Annotated in this window: 12 protein-coding genes; 9 read left to right on the plus strand and 3 right to left on the minus strand. The window is 53.8% G+C overall.

Annotated elements, in window-relative coordinates:
• Positions 1-1392 (minus strand): adenosylhomocysteinase, encoded by a 1392-nt coding sequence (gene ahcY / locus Z948_RS0107760; RefSeq protein WP_025058998.1) that lies wholly within the window; start codon positions 1390-1392, stop codon positions 1-3.
• Positions 1393-1563: 171 nt separating this feature from the next.
• Here ahcY and Z948_RS0107765 point away from each other — a divergent pair, with 171 nt between their 5' ends.
• Both Z948_RS0107765 and Z948_RS0107770 read left to right on the plus strand, forming a co-directional pair.
• Positions 1564-2160: an HD domain-containing protein gene (locus tag Z948_RS0107765; RefSeq protein ID WP_025058999.1), complete on the plus strand. Its 597-nt coding sequence runs from the start codon at positions 1564-1566 to the stop codon at positions 2158-2160.
• The gene (locus Z948_RS0107770) at positions 2157-2642 is read left to right on the plus strand and encodes a GNAT family N-acetyltransferase (protein ID WP_025059000.1); all 486 of its coding nucleotides are present in this window, start codon (positions 2157-2159) and stop codon (positions 2640-2642) included. Before Z948_RS0107765 ends, Z948_RS0107770 begins: the two co-directional genes overlap by 4 nt.
• On the opposite strand, the gene Z948_RS0107775 is transcribed toward Z948_RS0107770, so the two are convergent.
• On the minus strand, positions 2639-3193 hold the full coding sequence (locus Z948_RS0107775) for an ActR/PrrA/RegA family redox response regulator transcription factor (protein ID WP_025059001.1): 555 nt from the start codon (positions 3191-3193) through the stop codon (positions 2639-2641). The genes Z948_RS0107770 and Z948_RS0107775 overlap by 4 nt on opposite strands.
• Before the next feature lie 65 nt (positions 3194-3258).
• Positions 3259-3867 carry an SCO family protein gene (locus Z948_RS0107780; protein ID WP_025059002.1) on the minus strand — a complete coding sequence of 203 codons (609 nt, stop codon included), beginning with the start codon at positions 3865-3867 and terminating at the stop codon, positions 3259-3261.
• Between the two features lie 103 nt (positions 3868-3970).
• Here Z948_RS0107780 and regB point away from each other — a divergent pair, with 103 nt between their 5' ends.
• From regB to addA, 7 genes are all read left to right on the plus strand, one after another.
• On the plus strand, positions 3971-5362 hold the full coding sequence (regB, locus tag Z948_RS0107785; protein ID WP_025059003.1) for a sensor histidine kinase RegB: 1392 nt from the start codon (positions 3971-3973) through the stop codon (positions 5360-5362).
• A gap of 196 nt (positions 5363-5558) precedes the next feature.
• Positions 5559-6938 carry a PAS-domain containing protein gene (locus tag Z948_RS0107790; RefSeq protein ID WP_156023458.1) on the plus strand — a complete coding sequence of 460 codons (1380 nt, stop codon included), beginning with the start codon at positions 5559-5561 and terminating at the stop codon, positions 6936-6938.
• 51 nt (positions 6939-6989) lie between these two features.
• Positions 6990-7457: a tRNA (adenosine(37)-N6)-threonylcarbamoyltransferase complex ATPase subunit type 1 TsaE gene (gene tsaE / locus Z948_RS0107795; protein WP_025059005.1), complete on the plus strand. Its 468-nt coding sequence runs from the start codon at positions 6990-6992 to the stop codon at positions 7455-7457.
• The gene (locus tag Z948_RS0107800) at positions 7454-8464 is read left to right on the plus strand and encodes an aminoglycoside phosphotransferase family protein (RefSeq protein ID WP_025059006.1); all 1011 of its coding nucleotides are present in this window, start codon (positions 7454-7456) and stop codon (positions 8462-8464) included. Before tsaE ends, Z948_RS0107800 begins: the two co-directional genes overlap by 4 nt.
• Positions 8461-9141, plus strand: coding sequence for a nucleotidyltransferase family protein (locus Z948_RS0107805; protein ID WP_025059007.1), 681 nt, complete (start codon positions 8461-8463; stop codon positions 9139-9141). Before Z948_RS0107800 ends, Z948_RS0107805 begins: the two co-directional genes overlap by 4 nt.
• The gene (addB, locus tag Z948_RS0107810) at positions 9134-12082 is read left to right on the plus strand and encodes a double-strand break repair protein AddB (RefSeq protein ID WP_025059008.1); all 2949 of its coding nucleotides are present in this window, start codon (positions 9134-9136) and stop codon (positions 12080-12082) included. The genes Z948_RS0107805 and addB overlap by 8 nt, the downstream gene beginning before the upstream one ends.
• Complete coding sequence (addA, locus tag Z948_RS0107815; RefSeq protein ID WP_025059009.1) at positions 12079-15468, plus strand: double-strand break repair helicase AddA; 3390 nt, start codon at positions 12079-12081, stop codon at positions 15466-15468. The genes addB and addA overlap by 4 nt, the downstream gene beginning before the upstream one ends.
• The last annotated feature ends 16 nt before the right edge of the window (positions 15469-15484 follow it).

Raw genomic sequence — 15484 nt, forward strand, 5'->3', positions numbered from 1 at the left:
TTAGTAGCGGTAGTGCTCAGGTTTGAACGGGCCTTCTGGCGTGACGCCGATATAGGCGGCCTGTTCAGCGTTCAACGTCGAAAGCTTCACGCCGATCCGGTCCAGATGCAGGCGCGCGACTTTTTCGTCCAGATGTTTCGGCAGAATGTAGACTTCGTTTTTGTAATGCTCACCACGGGTCCAAAGTTCAATCTGGGCCAGAACTTGGTTCGTGAAGGAGGCAGACATCACAAAGGACGGGTGGCCCGTTGCGTTACCAAGGTTCAGCAGGCGCCCTTCAGACAGAAGGATCAGACGGCTACCCGAAGGCATCTCGATCATATCGACCTGTTCTTTGATGTTCGTCCATTTGTGGTTTTTCAGCGCGGCAACCTGAATTTCGTTGTCAAAGTGGCCGATGTTACCAACAATCGCCATATCTTTCATTTCACGCATGTGTTCGATACGAATGACGTCTTTGTTGCCAGTGGTGGTGATGAAAATATCGGCCGAGCTGACCACGTCTTCCATCAGCACAACTTCGAACCCGTCCATCGCGGCCTGCAAGGCGCAGATCGGATCTACTTCGGTGACTTTCACACGTGCACCCGCCCCCTGAAGGGAGGCGGCACAGCCTTTGCCAACATCGCCGTAGCCCAAAACAACCGCAACTTTACCGGCCATCATCGTGTCAGTGGCGCGGCGGATGCCATCCACAAGGGATTCCTTGCAGCCGTATTTATTGTCGAACTTCGACTTCGTCACACTGTCGTTCACGTTGATTGCTGGGAAAGGCAGCTGATCGTTTTTGAACAGATCATAGAGACGGTGCACGCCTGTGGTTGTCTCCTCAGAGACACCAACGATTTGTTCACGCATTTTGGTGAACCAACCAGGAGATGCGGCCAGACGTTTCTTGATCTGCGCGAATACGGCGACTTCTTCTTCCGAGGTAGGGACCTCGATCAGGTCTGTTTCGCCATTTTCAACACGGGCACCCATCAGGATATAGAGGGTCGCATCGCCGCCATCGTCCAAGATCAGGTTTGGGCCTTCGGGGAACATGAAGGATTTATCCAAATAGTCCCAATGTTCTTCCAAAGACTGGCCTTTGATTGCAAAAACAGGCGTGCCGCCCGCCGCAATCGCCGCCGCAGCGTGGTCTTGTGTGGAAAAGATATTGCACGAGGCCCAGCGCACATCCGCGCCCAACGCCACCAGCGTTTCAATCAGAACCGCCGTTTGGATGGTCATGTGCAAGGACCCCACGATGCGCGCACCGCTCAAGGGTTTGCTTTCGCCGTATTCGGCGCGCAGGGACATCAGACCCGGCATTTCGGTTTCGGCAATATCCAGCTCTTTGCGGCCAAATTCCGCAAGGGCGATGTCTTTTACGATATAGTCATTGGCCATGCGTGGCGCTCCTTCATATCCAGTTGCGATGCGCATAACATCGCGCAAGCTGTTCCGCAATCTACGCCGCCATACGGCGGGCATCACAGTCGCGTTGAATTCAACCGTGACATGCAGCCGCGCGGTGTTTATCCAAATCCTATCAACCACCCAAAACCAAGGATGCTTCATATGGCCCAACAACCCCGCGCATGGCAGCGCATGTTATCGGGTAGACGGCTGGACCTGCTGGATCCCACACCCGTGGACATTGAAATCGAAGACATCGCCCATGGGCTGGCTTTTGTTGCGCGCTGGAATGGCCAAACGAAAGGTGACTTTGCCTATTCGGTTGCCGAACATTCGCTGCTGGTTGAAACGATTTTTGGCCGCATTGCGCCTAACGCACCAACCAAATGGCGGCTGGCCGCGTTGCTGCATGATGCGCCTGAATATGTCATTGGGGATATGATTTCGCCGGTGAAAGCCGCGGTTGGTCCGGGGTATGGCGTTTTGGACGAACGGCTCGAGGCGGCAGTGCATATTCGGTTTGGCCTGCCTGCAAAGGTACCTCCGTCGATCAAAAAGCAAATCAAAAAGGCCGACCGCGTCAGCGCATGGATGGAAGCCGTGCAAATTGCCGGATTTGAAGTATCCGAAGCAGATCGGATTTTCGGCAAACCCGATCCTACCCTGAAAGAAGGGTTAAAGATCGCCTTGCGCCCTCCTGTTGAGGTTCGCGCCGATTTCACCAAACGCCACGCTGAACTATTGGAACAAATGCCATGATTACCGTTCGAAAGGCCATGCGCCTTGATACTAATTCGATGGCAGATCTGTTGAATGAGATTATCAAAATTGGTGGCACGACTGCCATTGTTCGCCCTGTGACAGGCGACGACATTGCCGAATGGATGACATTTTCGCCCGAACTATCCGCGTGGCATGTCGCCCTAGATGACAACGAAAAGGTTGTCGGCTTTCAGTGGTTTGTACCCAGCGAACAATTGCCCCCCGAAGCAGCCGAGATCGCGACATTTGTTCAGGTGGGTCAGACAGGGCTGGGGATCGGATCGGCCCTGTTTACAGCAACGGCAAAGGCCGCAGAGGAAATCGGATACGTCTGGATCCGCGCCAATATCCGCGCAGATAACGAAGGTGGCCTGACCTATTACCAAAGCCGCGGGTTCCGCGATTACGGCATCATCGAAAACTATGAACTGGCCGACGGCACGTTGGTCACGAAACGGCTAAAACGCTATGATATTTAGCGGGGGCTGCGTTTGGCCAAAATACGCTGCAACGTCCGGCGGTGCATGTTCAATCGGCGCGCCGTTTCAGAGACGTTGCGATCACACAATTCATAAACGCGCTGAATATGCTCCCAACGCACGCGATCCGCGCTCATCGGGTTTTCTGGCGGCGGCGGCAGTTCTTCGCCCTTTGCAAGCAGGGCGTTTGTGATGTCAGTCGCATCCGCTGGCTTGGATAGGTAATCGATTGCCCCGATTTTCACGGCTGCAACGGCTGTCGCAATGGCACCATACCCCGTGAGAACGACCACTTTGGTGTCGGGGCGTTTTTCACGCAAAACTTCGACAACATCCAAACCATTACCATCTTCAAGACGCAGGTCACAAACGGCATAAGCAGGTGGCCGCGCGGTCGCGATTGCCTTGCCTGCCGCAACGGATTCAGCTGTTTCAACTTCAAAGCCGCGCTTTTCCATTGCCTTGGCCAAACGCCGTAGAAACGGCTCATCATCGTCCATTAGCAATAAGGTTTTATCCGGTCCGAGGTCGATCAGTTGTTCTTGTGACATGGAGGGGCCTTATTCTAATCATGCGCTACATTTTGACACAGGATATGGCGTCACGGTGGGTGTCGTCAAATGCGATCGACAAAACAGCCGATCTTATCCGCCAGTTGCTCTGGCGTCAGCTCGCGGCGGAAGAACTCAACAAACCCGTGTTCGGGTGTTACCAGATAGCTGAAAGTCGAGTGATCAACGATGTATTCACCGTCTTCAGGCGGGTGCGCTTTGTAATAGGTGCGGTAGGCTTTGCTCGCGGCGGCAACTTGTTCGTCACTGCCTGTCAGGCCAATCATACGAGGATGCATCGCCTCTGCAAAATCCCCCACGCTTTCGGGGTCATCGCGCGCAGGGTCGATTGTGATGAACACTGGCGTCACCATCTGGCCACGCTCTTCGAGAATTTCTATCGCAGATGCGTTGCGGTCCACGTCCAGCGGGCAAACATCAGGGCAAAAAGTATAACCGAAATAAATCAATGTCGGTTCGGTAATCACTTCTTCACTGGTAACTGTATCACCATTTTTGTTCACCAACGTAAAAGGCCCGCCCAGATCACCCGCTACGGCGCTGGCACCACATGCCGCAAACTGGTCATCACCATCACCGCGCGAGAAAAACACCATCGCTAACAGGCTAACGGCGGCGACAATTACTGCTACAATTGCGGCGATGCGGTTCATTCATTCTCCTTTTGTGCGCCAAAACGCGCACCTTGCTGGTAACTTGCGACAGACCTACGCTAGGGCGCATACAATGCAAGTCACATTTCAGTGGAGCGCTTAGATGCCGCAGTCAACAATCCGCCCCTTGGGTGAGCGAAAAAGAGCCAACTGGGTTCGCTTGCGTACGATGATTTTGTTGCGCTGGGTTGCGATCATTGGGCAGCTCGTTGCGGTTTATGTTGCCCCGAACCTGTTCGGACTAAAGCTAGAGCTTGGGTGGTGCTATTTTGCGATTGGCGTGTCCGTCATTGGAAACCTCGTTGCCACGTTCCTGTTTCCGGAAAACAAACGCCTTTCAGAACGTCAAAACCTGGCAATGATCCTGTTCGACTTCCTTCAGCTCAGCTTTCTATTGTTCCTCACTGGCGGCTTGAGCAATCCGTTTTCACTGCTCCTTCTCGGACCTGTGACGATATCGGCCACAGCCCTCAGCCTACGTTCCACTCTGTTGCTATGTGCCGTTGCGATTGTGACCGTGACGGGGTTAGCCTTTTACAACATCCCTCTGCAAACTATGTCAGGCGAGATTTTGGAATTGCCCCAACTGTTTATCTTTGGGCAATGGATTGCTTTGATTATCGCTGTAATCTTTACAACAGCTTATTCGCGGCGGGTAACGACCGAAATCCACTCCATGTCAGACGCGCTTTCTGCTACGCAGATGGCCTTGGCGCGGGAACAAAAACTGACAGACCTTGGCGGGGTGATCGCCGCTGCGGCGCATGAATTAGGCACGCCTCTGGCAACCATTAAACTGGCAAGTGGCGAATTGGTGCAAGAGCTGGCCAGTCAACCCGATCTGCGCGAGGATGCCGAATTGATCGCCCAACAAACTGACCGCTGCCGAGACATCCTGCGCGACATGGGACGCGCAGGAAAAGACGACCTTCATATGCGGCAAGCACCGTTGGTTACCATTGTAGAAAGCGCCGCAGAGCCGCACATTGACCGCGGGAAAGAAGTGCTGGTGAATCTAACCGGAACCGACGGCCCGACCTCTTCCCAACCCTCAATCTTACGCATGCCGGAAATCATTCATGGTCTGCGCAACCTTATCCAGAACGCCGTTGATTTTGCAAAAACAACCGTATGGGTTGAAATACGCTGGACCGAAAAGGTGATTACCGTTCGCATTCTGGATGACGGAAGAGGTTTTCCGCATCAGCTTCTTGGTCGATTAGGGGATCCGTTTATGGGGAATCGCAAACGGCGGAAAAAGAACAAAAGCCGCCCCGAATATGAGGGCATGGGCCTAGGCCTTTTCATCGCCAAAACACTGCTTGAGCGCTCGGGTGCTACCTTGCGCTTTGCGAATGGTGTCGATGAAACTGGCCATCTGGGGAAACATGTCGGGGCGGTTGTTGAGGTCCAATGGCCACGAGGGTTAATCGATGCGCATCTTGGCGAAAATTCAATTCCTGTTGGACAGAACGCGCGGTTTGACACATTTTAATCCTTGGGGTTTGTTAAAGGTATTTTAAGGAAAATTTAGCAATATTTAATACTACTCTGGCCAACCAAAGAGACCCCAAGTGTTAACCGAATTGATCATTGCCCTCGTTGTAGCAATCCCCACAATCACCCTAAGTGTATGGTGGGCATGTCAAAAATCTAATCCCAATTCTCTTGATGTGGTGCGCGAACGGCCGATGATCCTGTTCACGAACGGAACCATCGAAGATGCTTCTGCTTCGGTTATGGAATACCTTCCTATCGCGCTTGGGGCGCATAATTGGGAAGATTTGTACGAAATACTCTTGCCTAATTTTCCCGATTTCCCCTTACACCCGCTTCCCGCAGGCAGCGATGAGATGAAGCTGGCCTCACCAAACGAACTTTGCCGGCAATTGGGTGCCTTGCGCATAACCTGGCTGGATAACGGTGCCGTCCTTACCTTTGTGAACAACAAATACACCGCAGAAGATCACGTCGTCCATGAAGAGCTAGAAATGCTTCGTCAGGTCAATAGCATTCTCCCTTACCCTGTTTGGAAAACAGATCGCGATGGTAGGATTAATTGGTACAATGACGCCTATAAGAACCTAGCTGAACGTCTGTCAAAAGATATCGAGACGCCAGTATTTTCCACCCTCGGGCAAAGCGCGGAAGGTGAAGGGCTACGCCAAAAAGTTCTCGTGCCTTATCAAGCCCAACCTGAATGGTTTGATGTTGTGGGCGAGACCTATAAAACAGGAACGCTTTGGTATGCTACCTCGCAAACCGCTCTGATCAATGCCGAAAACGCCCAACAGGATTTTGTCCAGACCTTGGCCAAGACCTTTGCCCATCTGTCGATTGGGCTGGCTGTTTTCAACAAGGATCGACGGCTGGCATTATTCAACCCCGCTTTGATCGACCTAACAGGGCTATCCGCATCTTTCCTCAGTCCCCGCCCAACGATCGGGTCGTTCTTTGACGCGATGCGTGAAAATCGACGCATGCCAGAACCCAAAAGCTATAACACATGGCGCCAGCGTATGGCCGAAGTGATTAGCGCTGCTGAGTTGGGGAAATTTGAAGAGACATGGACGCTGGAAACGGGCCAAACCTATAGCGTAAAGGGCCGCCCTCACCCTGATGGCGCCATCGCATTTCTGTTTGAAGACATCAGCGCCGAAGTTTCAGTGACCCGTAATTTTCGGGCGGAACTCGAGCTTGGCCAAAGTTTGGTTGATACCATCGAAGATGCCTTGGCCGTGTTTTCGCAAACCGGATCTCTTACCTTTTCCAACAAAGCTTATGATGTCTTGTGGGGGTTCCAGTTTGATAGCAGCTTTGCAGAAGTCACAATTGCAGACGCAATCGCGATGTGGAAAGAAAAATCTTCGCCCAATCCGTTGTGGCAAGAGCTGCAGGATTCAGTCATGTCGCTTGAGGATCGAATGGAATGGGAAATGCCTGTTCGCATAACTGGCCAGCATCCGATGAAATGCAGAATCGTCCCAATCGCGTCAGGCGCGACGGTCATTCGGTTTTCGCGCCATCAAAATGCAGAACCAGAAAAAACGTCTTTGGCAAACCAAGGTTAAGGTTACATAAATCCGCTTTCCTGTCGTCCGCAGGACAGTTAGTTTGCGACCATGCAAATCTCAACAACTCTCTCTTCTCCCGAAAACACGGCTGATCTGGCCCAAAAGCTTGGTCAACGGTTGGCAGCGGGAGATGTGATTTTATTGACGGGTGATGTTGGCGCAGGGAAAACCCACTTTGCCCGTGCCTTAATCCAATCCCTTCTGGAAACACATGAGGACGTTCCTTCGCCAACTTTCACCTTGGTGCAGGTTTATGATGCTGCTTCGGGTGCGGAAATTTGGCACGCTGATCTTTATCGGCTTAGCGATCCTTCCGAGACAGAAGAACTGGGCCTTACCGAGGCAATGGAGACGGCGATCTGTCTGATTGAATGGCCCGACCGATTAGCAGACTTGCGACCGCAGGATGCGCTGGACATCACCCTCAGCGCAACCGATGTTGAAGATCAACGACAGCTGACCGCCGATTGGTCGGCATCCCGCTGGGACACCAAAATGGCTGACTGGATTTCATGACAAACCGAGCACATAAACTGACCGAATTCATTCGTACTTCTGGCTGGCAAGATGCCGCGCGGGAAACGGTTGCTGGTGACGCCTCCAACCGCCGTTACGAACGCCTCACCATGGCTGATGGCGCTTCAATCATCCTCATGGATGCCCCTTCTGACAAAGGCGAAGATGTTCGGCCCTTTATCGCAATTGCCGAACACCTCCGCAGCATCGGGTTAAGCGCGCCAGAAATCGTTTTCCGCGATATCCCCAATGGTTTTTTGCTGATCGAGGATTTGGGCGATGATCTGTTCAAGCGCGTCATTTCCCGCGACCCCGCATTGGAGGTTCCTCTGTATGAGGCATCTGTTGATGTTCTCACGGCGCTTCATGCAAAACCCTTTCCACAACTAGAGCCCTATGACACGGCAACCATGACCAATTTTGCTGCGCGGGCTTATGAGTGGTATTTGTTCGGCCTAACCGGAATGAAGGATACGCCTGAGCAGGCGCAGTTCGAACAACTGATGTCTCAGCTGTTAGAGCCACTCGAACGTGAAACACAGGTTTTGATCCAGCGGGATTACCACGCCGAAAACCTATTGTGGTTGCCTGATCGCTCAGGCGCTGCACGTGTTGGGTTGCTAGATTTTCAGGATGCGATGTCGGGGCACCCCGCCTATGATCTGGTTTCGATCCTGCAGGATGCGCGCCGCGACGTTCCCGTAGACATCGAAAGCGACATGATTGCGCGCTACCTGTCTCAGAACCCGCAAGACGAAGAAGCCTTTCGTGCGGCCTATGCCATTTTGGGTGTCCAACGAAACCTGCGCATTGTCGGGGCTTTTGCAAAGCTATGTATCGATATTGGAAAGCCCCGTTACATCGATCTGATCCCACGTGTCTGGGAGTTTGTGGAGCGTAACCTGAAACACCCTGCGCTGGCGCCAATTGCCGATCATGTACTCAGCACAATACCCCAACCAACAGCCGAAAACCTGGCCACGCTAAAAGCAAAGTGTGCATCATGAGTATGCCTGTCATGCTCTTTGCTGCCGGTTTCGGGACGCGGATGAAACACCTAACCGCAGATCGTCCAAAACCAATGGTTGAGGTCGCGGGCCGCCCTCTGATTGATCATGCGATTTCATTGGCTGATGGTATTTCCCCCCCATCGATTGTCGCGAACCTGCATTACCTTCCAGATATTCTTCAGCAACATCTACATCCGAAGGGTATCCAAACAATCGTCGAAACCCCCGATATTTTAGAAACAGGTGGGGGGCTGCGAAATGCTTTACCTGTTCTTGGCGCGGGTCCGGTTTTCACGATGAATACTGACGCGATTTGGAACGGACCAAACCCACTAAACATGCTGTTGAACGCGTGGGACCCTGACCGCATGGATGCTTTGCTGATGGGTATCCCGCCAGAAAATGCGTTGGAACATAGTGGCGCAGGTGATTTCACCATTGATGATGACGGACGGTTAAGCCGCGGTCCGGGTGTGGTTTATGGCGGCGTGCAAATCATAAAGACCGATCTGCTTTCTGCTGTGTCCGAGCGGTCTTTCTCTCTCAACCTGATATGGGATCAAATGCTGGCGAATGGAAAACTACACGGGATCGAATATTCGGGCCGCTGGTGTGATGTGGGCCATCCTGACGGTGTGAAAACCGCCGAAGCCCTGCTGGCCAACAATGTTTGAACCGCAAGAGACACCGCGCGTTTTCGGCCTGCCTAGCGGCGTTGATTTTCCACAGGCTCTCGTCGACGGGCTGCTTGAACGTTTTAAAGGTCAGCCCCCCGAAGCCCTCGCACGGGTCGAGCTATTGGTTAACACACAGCGTATGGCCAGACGGTTGCGCGCAATGTTCGAAGCAGGCCCTGCAAGGCTTTTGCCCCGCATTCGTTTGCTAACCGATCTGCAAACCCTCGCGCCAAGTGTTGTCATCCCGCAGGGCGTACCAGGCTTGCGCCGTCGGCTGGAACTGATTGGCCTCATCTCTGCGTTACTGGAAAAATCACCCGATCTGGCCTCTCGGGCTTCGTTGTATGATTTGGCAGATAGCCTTGCTGGTTTAATCGATGAAATGCAGGGCGAAGGCGTAACGCCTGACGCGATTTCCGAGCTGGATGTCACCGATCAATCCGGTCACTGGGAACGTGCCAAAGTTTTCCTAGGAATTGTTCAAAGCTATCTGGACCTTACCGAAGCAAAACCAGACAATGAGGCCAGACAGCGTGCAAGGGTAATGGGGATTGCGGCGCTTTGGGCTGAAAACCCGCCTGCCCATCCCATCATCATCGCGGGTTCAACTGGTTCACGCGGCACAACCATGCTGTTGATGCAGGCCGTTGCCAAGCTCCCCCAAGGGGCGTTGGTGTTACCTGGTTTTGATTTTGATCTACCTCGCCCTGTCTGGGCAGCTTTGGACGATCCGCTCATCTCCGAGGATCATCCGCAATATCGGTTTTACCATCTGATGAAAGGGCTGGGGGAAAGCCCGAACACGGTAAAACCGTGGCACGATACACCGCCGCCTTCTGCGCTTCGCAATCAGTTGGTTTCCCTTTCCCTGCGCCCTGCCCCCGTAACGGATGCATGGCGGATCGAGGGGCCAAAGCTGACCAATCTGGAAGAAGCCACCAAGGACATGACGCTGGTTCTGGCGGAAACGCCGCGTGCCGAAGCCTTGGCCATTGCACTCCGCCTGCGCAAAGCGGCAGAAGACGGGCAGACCGCAGCCTTGATCACTCCCGACAGGATGCTGGGGCGGCGCGTGACCTCGGCGCTAAGCCGTTGGGATATTCTACCCGATGATAGTGCGGGAACGCCGCTACAGCTCTCTCCTCCGGGGCGGTTTTTGCGCCACATCGCGGCGTTGCTTTCACGGCGTTTGGACGCTGAAGGGCTGCTGACCCTGCTTAAACACCCGCTGACCCACAGCGGTGATGACAGAAACCTGCACCAGCTTTACACGCAGCGATGTGAGCTGGCGATCAGGCGGCACGGCCTGCCCTATCCGGAACCCGAGGCGTTCAAAGCAATTTGCGAAAAAGCTGCACCTGATGATGAAGGCATGCAGCACTGGGCGGACTGGGCAGCTGAGGCGTTGATGGGGCATCAAGACCACCAAACCTATCCGCTTTCCCATTGGGTCGATCTTCATCTGAAGATCGCCAATGACGTTGCTGCAGGAACCAGCGGCAATACGGAGCACGAGCTTTGGCAGCAAAAGGCGGGTATGGAAGCCCGCCGCGTCATGCAAGAGCTAGAAGCAGAAGCGGGATATGGCACCGACCTAACCGCGGCTGATTACGTTGATCTTGTTGGTGCGCTTCTGGCTGCTGGTGAAGTCCGCGACCGCGACGCCCCTCATCCTGACATCATGATTTGGGGAACACTAGAGGCCCGCGTTCAAGGCGCCGATCTGGTGATCCTTGGCGGGTTGAACGACGGGACATGGCCCGAAGCGCCCCCGCCCGATCCATGGCTGAACCGCAAGATGCGCAATGATGCGGGGCTATTGCTGCCTGAGCGGCGTGTGGGGCTTGCCGCGCATGATTACCAACAGGCCGTCTGCGCGAAAGAGGTCTGGATCACGCGGTCGATCCGATCCGAGGATGCCGAAACCGTGCCATCGCGTTGGGTGAACCGACTGGGCAATCTAATGGGCGGCTTGCCAAATCAGGGGGGTGTCACGGCATGGAAAGCGATGATCAAAAACGGTGATTACTGGCTGGACCAAGCCCGCGCTTTGGAAGCCGTTGAGCGTACGCCTAACGCTCCGCGCCCATCTCCGCGCCCGCCCTTAGCCGCGCGGCCACGCAGCCTGTCCGTTACCCAGATCAAAACGCTAATCCGTGACCCCTACGCAATCTATGCCAGACATAGCCTGCGTTTGCGCCCGCTAAACCCGCTGGTTCAATCGCCCGATGCCCCGCTGCGCGGGACGGTTACACATGCCGTGATGGAGCAATTCGTGAAGTCGGTGATTGCCAATCCCGACAACCTAAGCCGCGCGCATTTGTTGAACGTAGCCCAAGAGGTACTACAGGAATTGGTCCCATGGCCCGCTGCGCGCACTATCTGGCTGGCCAAATTGGCCCGCGTGGCCGATTGGTTCATCCTCGCCGAGGCAGAGCGCCTAGCCGTGGCCAACCCGATCGCTTTTGAAAACGAAGCGCGGGGCACTTTGGATTTAGCCGATATCGGGTTCTCTATCACCGGTGTCGCTGACAGGGTCGATCGGAATGAAAACGGTGAGGTCCAGATTTACGACTATAAAACGGGCAACCCTCCTACGGAGAAACAACAGCAGCTGTTTGACAAGCAACTGCTGATCGAGGCTGCGATGATCGAGCAAGGTGCGTTCAAAAACGTAGGGACCGCACCCGTTTCCAAGGCCACCTTCATCGGACTTGGGAATCCGCCCAAGGAAATTGACGCGCCCCTATCCGAAGAGCCTCCACATGTCATCCTCGCCAACCTGCGCAAGTTGCTGACAGCCTACCTAGAACCAGATCAAGGTTTCACATCGCGGCGCATAGTGGAGAAGATTAAATTTGACGGCGATTACGATCATCTTGCCCGTTACGGTGAATGGGATGATTCAGACCCGACAACGCCAGAGGATCTGACATGAGCGGCCTACCCGAGTGGAACGATGCAACCCGCGCCCAGATCACTGCGGCACGCCCTGACATGTCAACATGGCTCAGCGCGAATGCGGGGTCTGGTAAAACACGGGTGTTAACAGACCGCGTAGCGCGTTTGTTGCTAGAAAGCGTAAAACCACAGCACATCCTGTGCCTGACATATACCAAAGCCGCCGCATCCGAGATGCAGAACAGATTGTTCAAACGCCTAGGCGAATGGGCCATGATGGAGGACGACTCCCTACGCGAAGGGCTGCGCGATCTGGGAATTTTAAAAGAAGTTTCGTCAGAGCAACTGCGCGAAGCACGTACCCTTTTTGCCCAAGCAATCGAAACACCAGGTGGTTTGAAAATTCAAACCATCCACTCGTTCTGCGCATCCTTACTGCGGCGGTTCCCCTTGGAAGCTGGTGTAAGCCCCCAGTTCAAAGAAATCGAAGATCGCGCGGCCGAATTGTTGCGCGCCGAAATCCTAGACACCATGGCCGAAGGGCAAGATGCCGCGTTGGTTGCCGACCTCGCCGATCACTATACTGGCGAAAGCTTTGCCTCGCTCACGCAGTCTATCACCAGCAATCGAGAGCTGTTTGTCGACCTGCCCCAAGACTTAAACAAGCTGTTCGACCTCCCTGAAAACTTTGACATCAGCAACCTACCCCGCGACATAATGGATGAAGCCGTTGCGCGGTGGATGCCTGATGCGATTACTGTGCTTTCCGCACAAAGCACAAAAACCATGATCGCTTTGGCTGATAAGCTGCGCGGTATTAATTTTGACGAACCCTCGATTGCGGATTTGAACAAATTGAAGTCGGCAATGCTTACTAAAGAGATGCAGCCTCGCAAGAACTTTCCGACCAAGGGCGCGCAAACTGATCTGGGAAAACTACTCACCCCGTTCGAAGATCTCGCCCAGCGCACATTTGAATCCCATGACCTACAGATGCGCGCGCGTAATGTAGCCCGCACGGGTGCGCTTCATCGGTTCGCGAGTGTTTTCATCGGGCGTTATGAAGCCGAAAAACAGCGCCGCGGCTGGCTGGACTTTGACGATCTGATCCTGCGTGCACGCGCTTTGCTGAACGATCCCAAAGTGGCTGCTTGGGTTTTGTACCGCATTGATGGTGGCATTGATCACATCCTTGTTGACGAGGCGCAGGACACCTCGCCGCGCCAATGGGATGTTATTGAAAAGCTGGCTGATGAATTTGCCTCGGGCGAAGGCGCGCGCGAAGATGAAATGGCACGCACCCTGTTTGTTGTGGGCGATAAAAAGCAATCCATCTATTCGTTTCAGGGCGCTGACCCGCGTGAGTTCGACCTTAAACGCGAAGCGTTTCAAGAAAGCCTTGAAGCCGCGAATATGAGGTTCCAGAACCAGAGCCTTGATTATTCCTTCCGCTCATCCCCTGCGGTTTTGCGTGTGGTGGACCGTACCTTTAACACCCTGCCCGATCCGCGCATGGATGAACCCATGACGCATTTAGCATTCAAAGATGCCCTGCCTGGCCGTGTTGATCTATGGCCCGTAGTCGATTTGCCAAAAGACGAAAGCACCAAACCGGATTGGACCGATCCGATTGATAGCAAAAACAAGCAACCCAATACAGTGGTGCTGGCAGAACAAATCGCCGAGCAAATCAAACATCTTATCGAAGGGGAGCACTATATCCCCGACGAAGCAAAAGACCGCAGCATGGTTCGCCGCCGCATCACCGCTGGCGATTTCCTGATCTTGGTTCGGGGTCGTATGACGGGGCTGTTCTCGGAAATCATCCGCGCCTGCAAAGCCGCAGGTTTGCCGATTGCTGGCGCTGACCGCCTAAAAGTTGGCGCTGAATTGGCTGTGCGCGATATTGGTGCGCTGCTGTCGTTCCTTGCAACGCCTGATGACGCGCTTTCACTGGCGACTGCGCTGCGATCACCTTTGTTTGGCTGGGATGAGCAGGCGTTGTTTACGCTGTCGCATCATCGCCCGCTCAAACAAGATTTGTGGCAATACCTAAGAACCCAAGAGGATCGTTACCCCGAGACCCTTGATACTTTGCATGATCTGCGCAGTCAGGTCGATTTCTTACGTCCGTATGATTTGATCGAACGTATCCTGACCCGACATGACGGGCGAAAAAACCTACTGTCCCGTTTGGGCACCGAGGCCGAAGACGGGGTTGACGCCTTGTTAGGTCAGGCACTGGCCTATGAACGCACCGAAGTGCCGAGCCTGACGGGTTTCCTTGAGTGGATGCAGGCCGATGATCTAGAGATCAAACGCCAGATTGATAGTGCTTCAGACCAAATTCGCGTGATGACTGTGCATGGCGCAAAGGGTCTGGAGGCGCCGATTGTGATCTTGCCCGATACAGGCACCAAAAAGAACGATATCCGCGACGACATCATCAAAATGGATGGCGTTCCCATTTGGAAACCCAATGCAGCCGAGATGACCGATGGTATCACCGCGGAAATTGATGCTCTGAAAGATGCCCAAACACAAGAAGGGCTGCGCCTGCTGTATGTTGCGATGACGCGTGCGGAAAAATGGCTGATTGTCGCGGCGGCTGATGCTTTGCCAAAAGATGGCAACAGCTGGTATCAGATGACTGAAGAAGCCTTGGGGCATTTGAACGCCGTTCCGTTTAACGATGGCCCAGCTGACGGGATGCGCCATGAAGAGGCCGGATGGGATGATCTGCCTGTCGTCGAAATAGAGCGATCCGAGACAAAAGAGGCAGTATTAGAGACTGTTTTTTCAACAAACCCTCCTCCTGCGCCTGTTAAACAGGTCGTGCTTTCTCCCTCAATCGACCTGGGCGGTGCAAAGGCGCTGGCAGGAGAGGCGGGAATGGATGAAGAGGCTGCCAAAGCATACGGGTCTTTGGTTCACATGCTGTTGGAGAACCTAGCTTCCGTTGATCCAGCCCTATGGGATGCCGCATCGGAACAACTGTTAAATCACATCGACCCTGCTTTGGCTGCGACGGCGGTGGAGGAAGCAAAAACAGTGTTGGAAAATCCGGATTTGGCCCATGTATTCCATAGCGATACCTTGGCCGAAGTTGCCATAACAGCAGAATTGGGCGAACAACGTCTTTATGGTGTCATTGACCGCCTCATCGTCGCGGATGACTATATTCTTGCCGTTGATTTTAAAACAAACCGAACGGTCCCAAAAACTGCCAACGATTGCCCTGAAGGGTTATTGCGCCAAATGGGTGCCTATGCCCACGCGTTGCAGGCGGTTTACCCTAATCACCGAATTGAGACAGCGATCTTGTGGACGCAAACGGGATCATTGATGTCATTGCCGCACGAAACTGTGACATCTGCACTTGAAAGAACCGGCTACCTTGACGCAGACGATACGTCTTCTTAGGTATCAATCAAACCCG

The organism is Sulfitobacter donghicola DSW-25 = KCTC 12864 = JCM 14565 (assembly GCF_000622405.1).
GTDB classification, from domain to species: domain Bacteria; phylum Pseudomonadota; class Alphaproteobacteria; order Rhodobacterales; family Rhodobacteraceae; genus Sulfitobacter; species Sulfitobacter donghicola.